The 17,419-nt window shown below is 65.0% G+C and carries 9 protein-coding genes and 1 pseudogene; 7 read left to right on the plus strand and 3 right to left on the minus strand.

The window, feature by feature from the left end; genetic code table 11:
- Nucleotides 1-1,247, minus strand: a 1,247-nt coding sequence (locus AC1DS5_RS24770; protein WP_477720898.1) for a VCBS domain-containing protein, incomplete at its 3' end; no start/stop codon positions are given.
- Nucleotides 1,248-2,022: 775 nt separating this feature from the next.
- Nucleotides 2,023-3,291, minus strand: coding sequence for an MFS transporter (locus AC1DS5_RS24775; protein ID WP_477720899.1), 1,269 nt, complete (start codon nucleotides 3,289-3,291; stop codon nucleotides 2,023-2,025).
- 109 nt (nucleotides 3,292-3,400) lie between these two features.
- Between AC1DS5_RS24775 and AC1DS5_RS24780 the strand changes: the two genes are divergently transcribed.
- The 7 genes from AC1DS5_RS24780 to AC1DS5_RS24810 all read left to right on the plus strand — a co-directional run bounded on the left by AC1DS5_RS24780 (nucleotide 3,401) and on the right by AC1DS5_RS24810 (nucleotide 17,169).
- A complete protein-coding gene (locus tag AC1DS5_RS24780; RefSeq protein ID WP_477720900.1) occupies nucleotides 3,401-4,231 on the plus strand; it encodes an AraC family transcriptional regulator in 831 nt (276 codons plus the stop codon).
- A gap of 363 nt (nucleotides 4,232-4,594) precedes the next feature.
- Nucleotides 4,595-5,983: an efflux RND transporter periplasmic adaptor subunit gene (locus AC1DS5_RS24785; RefSeq protein WP_477720901.1), complete on the plus strand. Its 1,389-nt coding sequence runs from the start codon at nucleotides 4,595-4,597 to the stop codon at nucleotides 5,981-5,983.
- A 79-nt stretch (nucleotides 5,984-6,062) separates the two neighbouring features.
- Nucleotides 6,063-9,152 (plus strand): efflux RND transporter permease subunit, encoded by a 3,090-nt coding sequence (locus AC1DS5_RS24790; protein WP_477720902.1) that lies wholly within the window; start codon nucleotides 6,063-6,065, stop codon nucleotides 9,150-9,152.
- Between the two features lie 697 nt (nucleotides 9,153-9,849).
- Complete coding sequence (locus AC1DS5_RS24795) at nucleotides 9,850-13,167, plus strand: efflux RND transporter permease subunit (protein WP_477720903.1); 3,318 nt, start codon at nucleotides 9,850-9,852, stop codon at nucleotides 13,165-13,167.
- 185 nt (nucleotides 13,168-13,352) lie between these two features.
- Nucleotides 13,353-14,783: an efflux transporter outer membrane subunit gene (locus tag AC1DS5_RS24800; protein WP_477720904.1), complete on the plus strand. Its 1,431-nt coding sequence runs from the start codon at nucleotides 13,353-13,355 to the stop codon at nucleotides 14,781-14,783.
- A 218-nt stretch (nucleotides 14,784-15,001) separates the two neighbouring features.
- A complete protein-coding gene (locus AC1DS5_RS24805; RefSeq protein WP_477720905.1) occupies nucleotides 15,002-16,000 on the plus strand; it encodes a PLP-dependent cysteine synthase family protein in 999 nt (332 codons plus the stop codon).
- A gap of 23 nt (nucleotides 16,001-16,023) precedes the next feature.
- Nucleotides 16,024-17,169 carry a cystathionine gamma-synthase gene (locus AC1DS5_RS24810; protein ID WP_477720906.1) on the plus strand — a complete coding sequence of 382 codons (1,146 nt, stop codon included), beginning with the start codon at nucleotides 16,024-16,026 and terminating at the stop codon, nucleotides 17,167-17,169.
- Between the two features lie 12 nt (nucleotides 17,170-17,181).
- Here the strand turns inward: AC1DS5_RS24810 and AC1DS5_RS24815 are convergent.
- Nucleotides 17,182-17,419 (minus strand): annotated as a pseudogene (locus tag AC1DS5_RS24815) (IS4 family transposase); the annotation flags it as partial.

Here is a 17,419-nt window from a genome sequence, read left to right on the forward strand (position 1 = left end):
GTGATGGTGATCGTCACCGTCGTGGCCGCCGAGGCGGCGTTGCCCGCCCCCGAGTCGTCGGTGGCCACCACGTTGTACGAGAAGGTGATGGTTTCACCGGCGCGCAGGAAGTCCAGGTTCTGGCTGGCGCTGTAGTCCCAGCTGTCCTGGTCGACCGAGAAGCCGGCCACCAGCGCCGAGGCCACGCCCGCAGCCAGCGTGCCGCCGCTCCAGGCGATGTCGCCGTTGGAGCTCTGGCTGACCGTGACCGCGTCGTTGGCGTCCACATCGGCGAAGCTCAGCGCGCCGCTGTCGGTGAGCAGGGCCGCTCCGTTGCCTTCGTTCATCGCGCCGGCCGTGTCGCCGATCGTCAGCGTCGGCTGGTCGTTGCTGCCGGTGATGGTGATCGTCACGTCCTGGTCGACGAACGCGCCCGTATCGTCGGTCACGCGCACCGTGAAGGTCGCCGTCACACTGTCGCCCACGGCCAGGTAATCTGGCGAGGCCAGGTTGTAGCTCCACGCGCCGGTGGCGGCGTCGGTGACGCTGAAGCCGGCGGCGATGGCGGATTGCTGCGCCGCGTCCAGGACGATGCCGCTGGCCACCACCGCGCTGGCATGCAGGGCGGCCTCGGGCGTGTCGCCCGTGTCCACGTCGCTGAACACCACGCGACCGCTGGTGCTCAGCGCGGCGTTGGTCTCGGCCAGGGTTTCAGAGACGTCGTAGGCCGCATCGCCCGTCACGATCACGGGGCCGTCGTTGCTGCCGTTGATGGTGATCACCACGTCCTGGTCGACGAACGCGCCCGTATCGTCGGTCACGCGCACCGTGAAGGTCGCCGTCACGCTGTCGCCCACGGCCAGGTAATCCGGCGAGGCCAGGTTGTAGCTCCACGCGCCGGTGGCGGCGTTGGTGACGCTGAAGCCGGCGGCGATGGCGGATTGCTGCGTCGCGTCCAGAACGATGCCGCTGGCCACCACCGCGCTGGCATGCAGGGCGGCCTCGGGCGTGTCACCCGCGTCTGCGTCGCTGAACACCACACGACCGCTGGTGCTCAATGCCGCATTGGTCTCGGTCAGGGTTTCGCTCACGTCGTAGGCCGCATTGCCCGTCACAATCACCGGCCCGTCATTGCTGCCCAAAATTTGCACCGTAACGGTCGACCAGCTCAACGCCCCGTTGGACATGCGGATTGCATAGGTAAACGTATCCAGCCCCACTTCGCCGGCAGCGAGTGACTGAAAGTGCGCCTTACTGGCTTCAGTCATCTGATAGGCAACTTTTCCGTCGGATGTAATCCAGATTTTTGCACCCCACTGGCTGGTGTCGGGTGTCAAATCATCAGCCCCACCTGTGTCCCGAACTAATAGATCGCTGGGAGCGTAGGTTTTGGTGCCTGTAGATGCACTGTCTGCATTGTCTAGTGACCAAAGCACTTTTGCGTTGCCGCCAAGGTCGTTCGCCATCACATTCAAGATGACACAACCGCCGTCCTCGGTAAGCCCCCCACTGGTAAGCGCGCTGAGCGCAGCAACTGTGTATAAGTCGCTCTGCGCTTGGGGCGTGTTGGAAAACGAGGTAATAATTCCGCTCGTAATATCAGCCATGTCAACTCTCCTTCGGCTCTGCTGGTGTCAATGAATGCGTGGACTTTCACCCCTGCGGCGAGCCCGGCTCGATCCGTTGGTGAAAGTTTGCAACCAGTTGTAGCGCCCCGCCATCCCCCGTTTTTCCACTCATACGAGTCGAAAGAAGGTATAGACGTCAGTGAGGCACGTCCGAATCAGAAGGGGGCGATTTATCAGGAGAGGGCCCGACATACCCCATAACATTGGCACGGTGTGCGCCGGCGCGGCCAACGTCCGGTTATTAGCCGCATAAACCCATGCGTTCTACTTACTGCAATAATTGTCACAATTTGTGACTTTTGAAACAATTATGCTAACGCCTTACCCTGAGCAAGACTCCAACGGATTTATGGGTGCCTGCAAGCGTGCAGCGCCACATTGAACGCGCCCCCCAGCGGCATCCAGCGCACGCGCCTCAGGCGATAGCCTGCGCGGTTCGCCGCACCTTGCGCACCTTGAACGCGCTGGCAATCAGCACCGCTTGCACCAGCGCCAAACCCAGCAGCACGCCGCGGTACTGGCCGTGGTCCATCATCACGCCAAAGATCAGCGGCGCGACAGCCTGGCCAATGTCGAGCCCCGCATACACCACGCCGTAGACGCGGCCGGAGGCGTTGTCAGGCGTGGAGCGCTTGACCAGCAAATCCCGCGAAGGCGCCGCAATGCCCGATGCAAAACCCATGGCTCCGAACAGCACGGGCACCGTCCACGCGGCAAAACTGCCCAGGGCCAGCAGCAGCGCTACAACTGCCGCCGCCCCGAAGCCAATGCCGACAATGCGCTCGCAACGGGCGGGGTCGGCGGCCAGAAAGCCGCCCAGCACCATGCCGCCCGCGCTGCACACCATGTAGATCGTCAGGCACATGGCCACCAGCGCCAGGGGCACGCCATGCAGATGACGGGCAGCTTCGGGTGCAAAGGCCTGCACGACGCTCAGCACAATGGCGTACCAGAAGAAGAACGCAAAGCACATCCACACCGCGGGAATCCTGAGAAAGCTCAAGGAGCTGTCGGGTGCGGCACCCCCCTTGCCAGGCGTCGTGACATTGAGCATGAGCTTGTCGCGATTCAGCAGCAGCACCCCCATCACCGCAAAGACCAGCACGCCCGCCACGGCCAATGCGACGCGCCATGACGCGGCAAAAGTGAGCGTGACCACCAGCGCCGGCGCCAGCGCCCAGCCCAGGCTGCCGGTGATGCCATGGACACTGTAGGCATGGCCCAGGCGCGATGGACTCACCTTGCGGTTGATCAGCGTGTAGTCCACTGGATGAAACACGCCGTTACCCAAACCGGCGATCACGGCAAATCCGGCCATCATCCAGTAGCTGGTGCTGATGGAATAACCCAGGGCGGCAATGCCGAGCAGGCTCAGCCCGCCAAACAGAACGGGGCGCGGGCCAAAACGGTCCACCGCAAAGCCAGACAAAGCCTGCACCGCGCAGGAGACGACGAAAAAAATCGTCATCAAAAACCCCAACTCGGCGTAACTCACGCTGAACGCCTCCTTGAGCCAGGGGAACAGCGGCGCCAGCAACAGCTGGCAGAAATGGCTGATCAGGTGAGCGGTTCCCACCAGGCCGATGATGCTGGCGTCCTGCCGCAACGAAGCAGCGGCCGGAGTAGAGGCGGGAGCTGCAGTAACAGCTGCCACAGCCACATTCGCAGTGCTTGAAGTATTCATGGCGCTATCGTAGTATCGGTCTGACTTGCCGGAATACGACAAAAAGCCATGATTCTGCGAATTTCAGACAAACCATCAAACACCCCTCTCCCCGGGGTGCTGCTGCACCATGGCCCGTAACACCCGCCTTCAGTTCGTGCCGGTGGGTGACACCGACCCCTTCACGCCCAGCCGGCAGCGCCCCGTGCGGGTGCGAGCCCGCGCCATGCCGGTAGACACGCACTTCAAACCGCACGCGCATGCGTGGGCTCAACTGGCCTATTGCGCCACCGGTGTCGTGCAGGTCACGGCCGAGCAGGGCGACAAGGCCGGGAGCGAGATCACCTACATCGTTCCGCCGTCGCGCGCGGTCTGGATCGCCCCCGGTGCGCGGCATCACGTCACGGTGCTGGAAGCCGCCGAGTTGCGCACGCTCTACATCGATGCGAGCGTCACGCCCGAAGGCTGGGAAGGGTGCCGCGTCATGGTGGTGTCGCCGCTTCTGCGGGAGTCGATTCATGCGCTTGACGCACCCGCCGGCCGCCCTCTGACGGCCGCACGCGAACAGTTGCTCAGCAGCCTGGTGCTTGACGAGATCACCCATGCCGACACCCAGGCGCTGGGCGTACCCCTACCCCATCCGCAAACCGGCGACAAGCGGCTGCGCGCGCTGTGCGAAGCCGTGCTGGGCGCGCCCTCGGAACGCGCCACGCTGGCCGAGTGGGCCGCCGGGATTGGCGCCAGCGAGCGCACGGTGGCGCGGCTCTTTCGCGACGAACTCGGCTTGAGCTACCACCAATGGCGCCAGCAGGCCATCCTGGCGCACGCCCTGCCCCTGCTGGCGCGCGGCACGCCGGTGAGTTTGGTGGCCGCGGCCAGTGGCTATGCAAGTGACAGCGCGTTTTCAGCGATGTTCAAATCCGCAATGGGGCAGACCCCTGGCCATTTTCAGAACAAATAAGCCATCAGCCCAACAAAACTGAAACAAACGTGAAACAAACCGCTATAAGAACAATAGCAATCATTGATTCGAATGTCCGCTGGCGTCCTGCGGCTGACAAACAGTGACGTGGGGGTGACGTGGCGGGCATTTCTCTTTACCGGACGTTTACGCAGAGCTTTCGAGCGGTACACCTGCGCCCGGAGGGTTGCAGTGATAATTAATTGTGAGCATGCGAAGCAGGCCCGGCGGCGATCACGAGGAATGCGCCATCCTGAAGTTCATGCGGAGCATGCAGAACACCGATAGCACCCATCAAACACAAACAATAAACAATAAATGCCGCGGCGATCCCGTTGTCGTGGCAGGCAACAAGGACTGCTGATGGACCCGAAAGCCGAAACGCCGCACACCAGCGCCGCGCCCCATCCCGGTAAACGATTGAGCCGCCGCGCATCCATCATCGGCGGCGTGCTGGCAGTGCTGGCCCTGGCCGGTACCGGCTGGCTGGCCTGGCACCTGACCCATCCTTCGCCGGAAGCCGGCAATACAGCAGCCGGGCCGGGGGGCGCTGCCGGACGGCGGGGCCCGCCCGCCACCACGGTGGGAGTGGCCACCGCCGAGCAGGCCAGCATTCCGGTGGTTCTTGAAGCGCTGGGCACCGTCACACCGCAGGCCACCGTCAAGGTGCGCCCCCAGGTGTCCGGTGTCATGGAAAAAGTACTGTTCAAGGAAGGCCAGATGGTCAAGGCCGGCGACCTGCTGGCCACCATAGACCCGCGCCAGTTTGAAATGGCGTTGATGCAGGCCTCCGGCCAGCGCCAGCGCGACGAAGCGCAACTCGACAGCGCCCGCGTCACCCTGCAGCGCTTCAAGACCCTTCTTGAGCAGGACTCGATTGCCCGCCAGGAAGTCGACACCCAGGCCGCACTGGTCAAGCAGCTGGAGGGCACGGTCGTCATTGACAAGGCCACCGAGGGCACGGCCCGCCTCAACCTGGGCTACACCCGGGTCGTGGCGCCGGTCAGTGGCCGGGTGGGCCTGCGCACGGTGGACGTCGGCAATGTGGTGAGCAGCAGCGACGCCAACGGCATCGCGCTGATCACGCAGGTCAGCCCGATTGACGTGGTGTTTTCCATTCCGCAGGACCAGGTTGGCGAGCTGCAGCAAAGCGCTGGCGGCAGCGCAGCCATGAAGGTCACGGCGCTCGACCGGACGCGATCCACCACGCTGGACACCGGCATGTTTGCCTCGCTGGACAACCAGGTCGACACGCAAACCGGCACGATCAAGGCCAAGGCACGCTTTGCCAACAGCAAGCTGACACTCTTCCCCAGCCAGTTCGTCAATGTGCAGCTGCTGGTCAAGACCATTGACAAGGCCGTGGTGGTGCCCGTGACGGCATTGCGCCATGGCAGCACCGGCGACTATGTGTATGTGGTCAATACCGCCGAGCGCACCGTGAGCCTGCGGCCCGTGCAACGCGGCCAGGCCACGGTCGACAAGATTGTGATCGAGTCCGGGCTGCAGCCCGGCGAGCGCGTCATCACGGAAGGCGCCGACCGCCTGAAGGACGGCGCCAAGGTGATCCTGCCCGGTGACCAGCCCGCTGGCGGTGGTGGCGGCTCCGGTTTCGCCGGCAAGCGCCAGCGTCCCGGCGGGCCCGCATCATCCCCGTCCGCATCGGCTTCTGGCCCTGCCGCCGAGGCGCCTGCGGACCCGGCCTCCGGCCCACGGCGGCGGCGCCGCGCTTCGCCAGCTGACGGCTCATGACGGGCATGTATTGCTCCTTCCTTTGCCCGTCCCCGGAAAGGGAGGGAGCAACTCCGGCAAGAGCGGGAGTCAAGACAGCATGAGCCCGTCAAGCCCCTTCATCCTCCGGCCGGTAGCCACCTCGCTGCTGATGGTCGCCATCGTGCTGGCGGGCCTGGTCGGCTTCAAGTTCCTGCCGCTGTCGGCATTGCCGCAGGTCGATTACCCGACGATCCAGGTGCAAACGCTCTACCCCGGCGCCAGCCCGGAAGTCATGGCGCAAACCGTGACGGCGCCGCTGGAGCGCCAGTTCGGCCAGATGGCCGGGCTGCAGCGCATGAGCTCGACCAGCGCCGCCGGCGTATCCATCGTCACCTTGCAGTTCAGCCTCGGCCTCACGCTCGATGTGGCCGAACAGGAAGTGCAGGCGGCCATCAACGCCGGTGGCTCGCTGTTGCCGGCCGACCTGCCTGCGCCGCCGGTGTATGCCAAGGTCAACCCGGCGGACGCGCCGGTGCTCACCCTGGCCATTACCTCCGACACCATGCCGCTCACGGAGGTGCAGAACATTGTCAATACCCGCCTGGCCCTGAAAATCAGCCAGGTCAACGGCGTGGGGCTGGTGTCGCTCAGCGGCGGACAGCGCCCCGCCGTGCGCATCCAGGCAGACACCCGGGCGCTGGCCTCTTACGGGCTGGCGCTCGACTCGCTGCGCACCGCCATCAGCGCCGCCAATGCCAATGGCGCCAAGGGCAGCATCGACGGTCCGACCCGCGCTTATTCCATCAACTCCAACGACCAGCTGCTGGCCGCCACCGACTACCAAAACCTGATCGTTGCCTGGCGCAACGGCGCGGCCGTTCGCCTTTCTGAAGTGGCCCAGGTGGTTGACAGCGCCGAGAACATCAAGCTTGGCGCCTGGAGCGGTCTGAAACCGGCCATCATCCTGAACGTGCAGCGCCAGCCCGGCGCCAATGTCATCGCCACGGTTGATGCCATCAAGGCGCGCCTGCCCGAGTTGCAGACCGGCTTGCCGGCGTCGATGAAGGTCGATGTGCTGAGCGACCGCACCACCGGCATACGCGCCTCGGTCCTGCATGTGGAGATCGAACTGCTGCTGGCCGTGCTGCTGGTGGTGCTGGTGATCTTTGTCTTCTTGCACAGCGTGCGCGCCACCGTGATTGCCAGCCTGGCCGTGCCGATCTCGCTGATCGGCACCTGCGGCGCCATGTACCTGCTGGGCTACAGCCTGAACAACCTCAGCCTGATGGCACTCACGATTGCCACCGGCTTTGTGGTGGACGACGCCATCGTGATGATTGAAAACATCTCGCGCTACATCGAGCAAGGCGAAGAGCCTCTGGCCGCTGCGTTCAAGGGAGCCAAGCAGATCGGCTTCACCATCATTTCGCTCACCGTCTCGCTGATTGCCGTGCTGATTCCGCTGCTCTTCATGGGCGACGTGGTGGGTCGGCTGTTCCGCGAATTCGCGGTCACCCTGGCCATCACGATCCTGATCTCGGCGGTAGTCTCCCTCACGCTGGTTCCCATGATGTCGGCACGCTGGCTCAGACTCCTGCCTGCGGGCGAAGGCAGCAAGACAGGCGCGCGGCTGCAGGCCCTGACGGACCGCGTGATTGCGCGCTATGACCGCTGGCTGAGCTGGGTGCTCCAGCGCCAGGGCGCCACCTTGCTGGTCGCGCTGGGCACGCTGCTGCTGACGGTGCTGCTCTATATAGTGATTCCCAAAGGCCTCTTCCCCACCCAGGACACCGGCCAGCTGCAGGCCCGCATCGAAACCGCGCAGTCGGTTTCGTACGCCCGCATGGCCGACTTGCAGCAGGCGGCAGTCCAAGCCATTCTGGAAGATCCCGATGTCAACACGCTGAGCTCCTTCATCGGTGTGGATGCCGCCAACAACACCATGCTGCACACCGGCCGCATGCTGATCAACCTCAAGCGCGAACGCAGCGGCAGCCAGCAGGCCACCATGGACCGCCTGAAGGAGCGCGTGGGCAAGGTCGCCGGCGTGACGCTCTACCTGCAACCCACGCAGGACCTGACCATTGACGCCGAAACCGGCCCGACCCAGTTCCGCGTGTCCATCGAAGGTGCCGACGACGCCACGGTCGTGCAATGGGCCACCAAACTCGCGCAGCGCATGCAGACGCTTGGCAGCGTGCGCAATGTGGCGTCCGATGCCGGCTCCAGCGGTGCAGCGGCCTACATCACGGTAGACCGCGACACGGCGTCACGGCTGTCCATCACGGCCTCTTCCATCGACGACGCGCTCTACAGCGCCTTTGGCCAGCGCATTGTGTCCACGATTTTTACCGAGACCAACCAGTACCGCGTGATCCTCGAAGCCATGCCCGATCAGCTGACGACGCCGGCCGCGCTCGGCAACCTGCAACTGAAAACCGGCTCCGGCATCACCACCCCGCTCTCTGCAATTGCGACCATTGCAGAGCGGCCCGCCCCCCTGCAAATCACCCATGTGGCCCAGTACCCCGCCACCACGCTGGGCTTTGACACGGCCCCGGGTGTTTCGCTGGGCAAGGCAGTGAGCGAGATCAAACAGGCGGCCAAAGACATCACCATGCCGGGCAGCGTGACCATGACCTTCCTGGGCGCGGCCGGCGCCTACCAGTCGTCGCTGTCCAACCAGCTCTGGCTGATCCTGGCGGCGATCGTCTGCGTCTACATCGTGCTGGGCGTGCTCTATGAAAGCTATATCCATCCGCTGACCATTCTTTCCACCCTGCCCTCTGCCGGCGTCGGCGCATTGCTGGCGCTGATGATCAGCGGCTCCGACCTGGGGGTGATCGGCATCATCGGCATCATTTTGCTGATCGGCATTGTGAAAAAGAACGCCATCATGATGATCGACTTTGCAATTGACGCCGAGCGCAACGAAGGCAAGTCAGCGCAGGAGGCGATCCACCAGGCGGCACTGCTGCGCTTTCGCCCCATCCTCATGACGACGCTGGCGGCGCTGTTTGCCGCAGTGCCGCTAATGCTGGGCTGGGGCGAAGGCGCCGAGCTGCGCCGGCCGCTGGGCCTCGCTATCTTCGGCGGCCTGATCGTGAGCCAGATGCTGACGCTGTTCACCACGCCGGTGATTTACTTGGCGTTTGACCGGATGGGGCGCAGGTTTGGGCGTGGGCGGAAGGTGGAGGTCGTGGTGTGAGAGCCGTTTCTCGCTTTGGGGTTGAGGTGGGCGCCGGGGCCGGCGGTGCTGGGGGTCTTCTTGGGGCCGCCGGCCGGGACTCGCCCCGGCGGGCGACTCACTTTCTCTTGCGTCGCCAAGAGAAAGTAAGCAAAGAGAAGGCGACCCTGCTGTCTGCGTCCCTCCGCTGCGCTGCGGGCAACCTGCGGTGCTCGGTCCAGGCGGGGTCTCGCTCAACTCGCCTGCGGCTCAGACAATCGCGATCCCTGATCCGCCTGAACCTCCGCTCCTCGGCGCATACAGAAGGGGTGGGGGCAAGGAATACCAAACAAACGAATACCAAACCCGAATACCTGAAACCACGAGGACACGCCATGGCGTGTCCTTGTTTGTCTTGGTCGTCTTTGTCTTGGGGTTCGGTATTTGGTATTCGGACTGCCCCGTTCTGGCTGGGCCGAGCAGCGCAGATGGAGGCGGGATCAGGGCCGCAGTTGTCTGAGCGAAGCGAGTTCTGCGGACCCCCGCCGGAATCGAGCAGCGCAGGTTGCCCGCAGCGCAGCGAAGGGACCCAGACCGCGGGTCGCCTTTTCTTTGGTGACTTTCTTTTGGCGAAGCAAAAGAAAGTTACTAGCCGCCGGGCTACCCCCGGCCTCCATCCTAAGCAAGAGTCCCTGCCGACGAGTACCCGACCGCACCACGACCCAGCGGGAGCTGTGTCATGAACCTCTCCGAACCCTTCGTCCGCCGCCCGGTCGCCACCGTCCTGCTGACCATAGGCATCGCCCTGGCCGGCATAGGCGCGTTCTTTGTGCTGCCCGTCTCGCCCCTGCCGCAGGTCGATTTCCCGGTCATCTCGGTCAGCGCCTCGCTACCCGGCGCCAGCCCCGACACCATGGCCAGCAGCGTCGCCACGCCGCTGGAGCGGCGCCTTGGCGTGATTGCCGGCGTGAATGAAATGACCTCCAACAGCGGCACGGGCTCCACCCGTGTCAGCCTGCAGTTTGACCTGAACCGCAGCATCGATGCCGCCGCGCGCGAAGTGCAGGCCGCCATCAATGCCTCGCGCGCGGACTTGCCGGCCACGCTGCGCAGCAACCCGACCTACCGCAAGGCCAACCCGGCTTCAGCGCCCGTCATCATCCTGGCGCTCACCTCCAAAACCCGTTCACCGGGGCAGATCTACGACGAAGTGTCGAATGTGGTGCAGCAAAAAATCGCCCAGGTGCCGGGGGTGGGCGACGTCGAGCTGGGCGGTGGCTCGCTGCCTGCCGTGCGCGTCGAGTTGAATCCGTTCGCCCTCAACCGCTATGGCGTGAGCATGGAAGATGTGCGGGCGGCCCTGCAGGCCTCCAACGCCAACCGGCCCAAGGGCGCGATTGAAGGCAATGGCCAACGCCTGCAGATTTACTCGGGCGCCAACACCGCCACGGGCGGGCTCAAGGCGGCCGACTACCGCGGCCTGGTGGTGGCCTGGCGCAATGGCGCGGCCCTGCGGCTGGGCGATGTGGCCGAGGTGGTGGATGGCGTGGAAAACACCAACACCCTGGGCCTGTTCAATGGCAGCCCGGCCGTCATCGTGCTGGTCACACGCCAGCCTGGCGCCAACGTGATTGAGACCGTGGATGGCGTACGCGCCTTGCTGCCCGAGCTGCAGGCCCAGCTGCCGCAGGATGTGCAGTTGCAGGTGGCCTCGGACAGCACCAACTCGATACGCGCGTCGCTCCGCGAGATTGAGCTCACCCTGCTGATCTCGATTGCACTGGTGGTGCTGGTGGTCAGCGCATTTTTGCGCAGTGCGCGCGCCACGGTCATTCCAGCGGTGGCCACCATCGTTTCCCTGCTCGGCACCTTTGGCGTGATGTATTTGCTCGGGTTCAGCCTCAACAACCTGAGCCTGATGGCGCTCACCGTGGCCACCGGCTTTGTAGTGGACGACGCCATCGTCGTGCTGGAGAACACCAGCCGCCACATCGAGGCCGGCATGGACCGCTTCAAGGCCGCGCTGCTGGGTGCGCGCGAAGTCGGCTTCACGGTCCTGTCCATCAGCCTGTCGCTGGTGGCGGTGTTCATTCCGCTGCTGTTCATGGGCGGGCAAACCGGACGGCTGTTTCGCGAATTTGCCGTGACGCTGTCGGCGGCGGTGATGATTTCCCTGCTGATCTCGCTGACCACCACACCGATGATGTGTGCCTGGATGCTCAAGCCCCCCTCCACGGCCGGACGCGCCCGCAAGCGGCCCGGGCGCTTTGCCTTCATCCCGCGCTGGCTTGAAGGCGCTTATCAGCGTGTGCACCGCAGCTACGAGGTAAGCCTGGACTGGGCGCTGGCCAGCAAGCTGCTGGTCATGCTGATTTTGCTGGCGGTGGTTGCGCTTAATGTCTACCTCTACGTCAAGGCGCCCAAGGGGTTTTTCCCGCAACAGGACACCGGGCAGATCAACGCCGGCCTGCGCGCCGACAGGAGCATTTCCTTTCAGGCCCTGCAGGGCAAGCTGCGGCAGCTGGTCGACATCATCCGGCGCGACCCGGCCGTGGACACCGTGGTCGGCTTCACCGGCGGCTCGCGGGCGGGCGGCGGCTTCATGTTCATCAACCTCAAACCCGTGGCCCAGCGCACCGAATCCGGCCAGGCGGTCATTGCACGGTTGCGCCCGCAGCTGGCGCAAGTCACGGGCGTCAGCCTTTTCCTCAACACCGTGCAGGACCTGCGCGGCGGCGGCCGCCAGAGCAGTTCGACCTATCAGTACACCCTCAAAAGTGACAACGCGGCCGACCTGCGCGACTGGGCGATGCGGCTGGCCGACCAGATGAAGCGCCAGGATGCGCTGACCGACGTGGACACCGACCAGCAGGAAAACGGCGTGGAGACCATGGTCACGGTGGACAAGGACAGCGCGGCACGTCTGGGCATCAGCTCGCGCGACGTGGACAACGCCTTGTACAACGCCTTCGGCCAGCGCCAGGTGGCCACCATCTATGCCGACCTGAACCAGTACCGCGTGGTCATGGAGGTGGCGCCACGCTTTATCCGCAGCCCCGAGGCGCTCAAGGACATCTACGTTCCGGCGAAGACCAGCAGCCTCACCACGTCAAACACAACCTCAGGCACAACTTCAAGCACCACCTCGGGCACCAGCTCCGCCACGACTACCGCATCCGGCACATCCACAACCGTCATCAACCCGGCCCTGCGCGACCCGTCCAGCGGCCAGGCCCTGAGCTCGTCGGCCACCACCATGGTGCCGCTGTCGGCCGTTGCGCGGTTCAGCGAAAACGCCAAGGCCGCATCGGTCAACCACGAGGACGGCGAGCTCTCCACCACGATTTCCTACAACCTGGCGGAGGGCAGCACGCTCAGCGATGCCCAGGCTGCCGTGAAGCAGGCTGAAGCCGAGATTCGTCTGCCCAACAATGTGCGCGGCAGTTTTTCCGGGTCGGCCCGCGATGCCCAGGAATCGCAAAACCAGCAGCCGCTGCTGATTTTGGCCGCGCTGGTGGTGATCTACATCGTGCTTGGCATTTTGTACGAGAGCCTGATCCACCCGCTCACCGTGCTGTCTACCCTGCCCTCGGCCGGCGTGGGGGCGGTGCTGGCGCTGCTGCTGTTCAAGATGGATTTTTCCATCATCGCGCTGATCGGTATTTTCCTGCTGATCGGCATCGTGAAAAAAAATGCCATCCTGATCATCGACTTTGCGCTGGAAGCCGAGCGGGCACGCGGCCTCTCCGCCACGCAGGCGGTGCGCGAAGCCTGCCTGCTGCGCTTTCGCCCCATCCTGATGACCACGCTGGCCGCCATCCTCGGTGCGCTGCCGCTGGCCATAGGCTTTGGCGAGGGCGCCGAGCTGCGCCGCCCGCTGGGCGTTTCCATCATTGGCGGGCTGATTGCCAGCCAGCTGCTCACCTTACTGACCACGCCGGTGGTTTATGTACTGCTCGACAAGCTGCGCCGCCGCAGCCCGTCGGAGCGCCTGCTCAGCCGCCACCCCGACGAACCCGGCGTGCCGCCGCCCGGCGCCCCGCTGCAACTGCAATGAATGATGACCGCCATGAACAATACCTGGCTCTTGCCTCTTGCCCCTTCCCCCGCTGGGGGAAGGTTGGAATGGGGGCCTGCGGCGACTGACTGATTGACCGGCCATGAATCCGAAACAGGGGAGCCCCCATCCCTGCCTTCCCCCAGCGGGGAAGGAGCAAGCATGACACCCGAAGGTGGAAAGATATGTACAAGGAATTGAAATTGCACCCCTGCCGCTACCTGATGGCCGCCGCACTGACACTGCTGGCCACAGGCTGCGCGGTCGGCCCGGATTACAAGCGTCCGGCCACTGCCGATGTCAGCGCCTTCAAGGAAGCCGAAGGCTGGGTGCCCGCCGCGCCGGCCGATGCGCTGGAGCGCGGCCCGTGGTGGTCGCTGTTTGGCGACCCGGTGCTGGACCAGCTGCAGTCGCGGGTCGAGGTGTCCAACCAGAACGTGGCGCTGGCGGTGGCCGCCTATGCGCAGGCGCGTGCCTTGGTGCGCGAGCAGCGGGCATCGCTCTTTCCTTCGGTCACGCTCGACGGCGGAGCCAGCCGTTCGAAGAGCAGCGGCAGTGGTAGCAGCAGTACCGGCGCTGGCGGGCGCATCGGCAACAACTACCAGCTCAGCATAGGTGGCAGCTGGGAGCCCGACGTCTGGGGCCGCCTGGGTCGAGCCGTCGACGGCGCCAGTGCCGGCGCCCAGGCGAGCGCAGCAGACCTGGCCTCGGCCAAACTCTCGGCCCAGGGCGAACTCGCCGTCAACTACCTTTCGCTGCGCCAGACCGATGCGCAAAAGGCCTTGCTGGAAAGCACGATTGCCGGTTATGAACGTGCACTGGAGATCACGCAAAACCGCTACGCGGCCAGCATTGCCGCCAAAACCGATGTGCTGCAGGCGCAAACCCAATTGGCCAATGCCAGGGCTGAAGCCGCAGGGCTGGTGCGCCAGCGTGCGCAACTCGAGCACGCCATCGCGGTGTTGGTGGGCGAGGCGCCCGGCAATTTCGCGCTCGCGCCCGCCGCCTGGACACCCGTGGTGCCAGAGGTTCCGGTCGGCGTGCCTTCCACGCTGCTGCAGCGCCGGCCCGATATCGCGGCAGCCGAGCGCCGCGTGGCCCAGGCCAACGAGCAGATCGGCATCGCCAAAAGCGCCTACTTCCCCAGCCTCAGCCTGAGCGCATCGGCCGGTAGCGCCGCCAGCCGTGTGGCCGACCTCTTCAAGGCGTCCACCAGCGTCTGGTCGCTGGGCCTGTCGGCCGCGCAGGTGCTGTTCAATGCGGGAGCCACCGGCGCCCGTGTCGAAGGCGCGCAGGCTTCGCACGAGCAGGCGGTGGCGCGTTACCGGCAGGCCGTGCTGGCGGCGTTCCAGGATGTGGAGGACCAGCTTTCCGCCACCCGCGTGCTGCTGGTGCAGCAGGACTTGCGGCGCCAGGCCTCTGATGCCGCAGACCAGGTCGAGCAACAGGTGTTCAACCGCTACCGCGGCGGCCAGGTCAGTTACACCGAGGTCATCACCGCGCAGGCCACCGCGCTGAGCGCACGCCGCGCGCTGGTGCAGGCCATGGCCGACCGCCAAACCACCGCCGTGGCCTTGATCCAGTCGCTGGGCGGCGGTTGGCAGGATGGACGGTAAAGCGGCTACGCGCCCGCATTACTATAGTTTTGATAGCGCATTACGGCCACATCCCTGAACGCCCTCCCGTTTACCCGGGCGACCCGGTTCGCGGGCAGAAGGTAGGACGAATGACCGGGCGGCTTCACGAACCGGCGTGAAGCGACTACAGTGGATGAGCAGCCCGTGCCGCTCCCACAGCCGGGCTCACATGTCGCAACACGCCAATGGGGGCTGCCATGAGATATGAAAGCATCCTGGACGCGATCGGCCATACGCCGCTGGTGCGCTTGAACCAGCTGACCCGGCACCTGTCCTGCGCGGTCTACGCCAAGCTGGAGTTCCTGAGCCCGGGCGGTTCGGTCAAGGACCGCATCGGCATGTACATGATCCAGCAGGCCGAGCGGCGCGGCGAGATAGTCCCCGGCGCGACCATCGTGGAATGCACCTCGGGCAACACCGGCATGGGCCTGGCGCTGTTCGCCGCCGGACGCGGCTACAAGACGGTGTTCACCATCGCCGACAAGCAGTCGAAGGAAAAAGTCGACATGCTGCGGGCCATGGGCGCCGAGGTCATCGTCTGCCCCACCGACGTGTCTCCCGACGATCCGCGCGGCTACATCCAGGTGGCGCAGCAGCTGGCGCGTGACATTCCCGGCGCCTTCCTCTGCAACCAGTACGACAACCCGGACAACACACTGGCGCACTACGCGAGCACCGGCCCCGAAATCTGGAACGACACCGGGGGCATGGTTACCCATTTCGTCTGCGGCATGGGCACTTGCGGCACCATCAGCGGCGCCGGCCGCTACCTCAAGGAACAAAACGCCATGATCCGGGTAATCGGCGTCGATCCGCAAGGCTCGATCTTCCATGAGCTGTTCCACCGCGGGGTGACGGTACAGCCCCACGTCTACCGGCTCGAAGGCATAGGCGAAGACTTCATCCCCAAGGCGCTGGACTGGCACGTCATCGACAACGTGATCCAGGTCAGCGACCGGGACAGCTTCCTGATGGCGCGCCGGCTCGCCCGCGACGAGGGCATCTTCGCCGGCGGCTCCTCGGGCGCCGCGATGCTGGCCGCGCTGCAGGCGGCTGAAAAACTGGGCCCGAACGACCTCATGGTGGTGCTGCTGCCCGACGGCGGCCGCCAGTACCTGGGCAAGCTCTACAACGACGACTGGATGCGGGAGCATGGCTACCTCGACGCCAAGCCCGATTCAGCACCGCGATCCTGATTTCAGATTCAGTGAGGCACGCCATGCGCTTTTCCACCCAAGCCATTCACGCCGGCCAGCCGGCGGACCCCAGCACCGGCGCGATCATGACGCCGGTGTACCTGAGCTCAACTTTCGTGCAGCAAGCGCCCGGCCAGCACAAGGGCTACGACTACGGGCGCACTGCCAATCCCACGCGCAGCGCGCTGGAGGCGAACATCGCGGCGCTGGAGGACGGGACTTACGGCCTGGCCTTCGCCAGCGGCCTGGCGGCGGAGTCCACCGTGCTGCAATCGCTCAGCAGCGGCGACCATGTGGTCTGCGGGCAGGACCTGTATGGCGGGACCTACCGGCTGATGACCAAGGTCTTTGCGCGCTTCGGCATCCAGGCCAGCTTCGTCGACGCGACTTCGCTCGACGCGATCCGCGCCGCGCTGCGCCCGCAAACCCGGCTGGTCTGGCTGGAGACCCCGAGCAATCCGCTGCTGACCGTGTGCGACATCGCCGCCATCGCCCAGCTCACGCACGAACACCAGGCCAGGCTCGCGGTCGACAACACCTTCGCCTCGCCCTACCTGCAGCAACCGCTGCGGCTGGGCGCGGACATGGTCATCCACAGCACCACCAAGTACCTGGGCGGCCACTCGGACGTGATAGGCGGCGCCCTGGTGCTCAATGACGAAGCGCTATACCAGGAACTCAAGTTCCTGCAAAACGCGGTAGGCGCGGTGCCGGGTCCGCTGGACTGCTTCCTCGTGCTGCGCGGCATCAAAACCCTGGCGGTGCGCATGCGCCAGCATTGCGACAACGCGTTGCAACTGGCGCGGCATCTGGCAGCCCACCCCGAGGTCAAACAGCTCGCCTATCCGGGCCTGGAGTCCAGCCCCTATCACGCGCTCGCAAGCCGGCAGATGCGCGCCTACGGCGGCATGATCTCGCTGGAGCTGCAAGGCGGGGTGGAGCGCAACATCCGTTTCACGACCCAGACGAAGCTATTCGCGCTGGCCGAGAGCCTGGGCGGTGTCGAGTCCCTGGTCGGCCTGCCCACGGTGATGACGCACGCCGCCATCCCGCCCGCGCAGCGCCAGCAGGCGGGCTTGCCCGACGCGCTGGTGCGCCTGTCGGTCGGTCTCGAAGACATCGAGGACCTGATCGAAGACGTAGACCGGGCGATCGAAACATCACGCTAAGGGGAATGGCACTTACTTTGGCTCATAGGCATGACCATGCCTCTGGACGTGTCGGCGAGCCTGGTCGCGGGGCACCTTCAACCAGGGGTAGGGTTTGGGCCTTCGTTTTCGCATTCGCGGCTCGATGCGTCCGGGTCGATGGCCGACCCTGCATTGTGCGATCAACGTGAATAGCCGCCCGCAATCCTTCGTGGCCGAGAGGCCTCGCGAGACCCACTCTGTCCACAGTTGCACCGTGTGCTTGAAGCTC

It is taken from the genome of Polaromonas sp. P4_H1, assembly GCF_056400945.1.